The organism is Larkinella sp. C7 (assembly GCF_006149005.1).
In the GTDB taxonomy this organism is placed as follows: domain Bacteria; phylum Bacteroidota; class Bacteroidia; order Cytophagales; family Spirosomataceae; genus Larkinella.
Genome location: NZ_VBSL01000123.1, coordinates 1 through 508, shown reverse-complemented (window position 1 = coordinate 508; position 508 = coordinate 1). Strand labels below are relative to the sequence as shown.

At 30.7% G+C, this 508-nt stretch carries 1 protein-coding gene; it reads right to left on the bottom strand.

From position 1 onward, the window contains the following. A partial coding sequence (locus FH871_RS32110; protein WP_212768355.1) for a hypothetical protein occupies positions 1-508 on the bottom strand: 508 nt, incomplete at both ends.

Here is a 508-nt window from a genome sequence, read left to right as displayed (position 1 = left end):
TAACCATTAGGTGGGATAAAGTTATGGTTAGGACTGATATAATATCCATACTGTGCTATCTCACTAGCTTGAATAGAACGTATAGTTTCAATTCCAGATGTCCTATAAGATATATAATCGAATATCTCTTCTATTCCACTATGCCAGATTATTCTTTGGAAATCAAAATAATTTACAATCCATGTATCAATCAAATCATCCCTATTCCTATCTTTAAAATAATCTATTGCCATTTCAGATAATTTATAGTAATCATCTAATGTTACAACCACCTTATAAATTTTTTTAGATTCTATATTTTCAATTCTAAGTCGCTCGTTACTTCCCTTTTTATCAGTGAATATTGCAACGTCATTATTAAGTATATATTTCTTAGCCCTCTCCGCTTGTTCAGAAGCTTCCAATACCACTTTCTTAAATAGCTGCTGGCGACGCTGTTCTGACATTTTTTGATTAAAAGGAATCTCTTTAAAATCCCTAGCTTTGCATTCTATTAATAGAATATTGT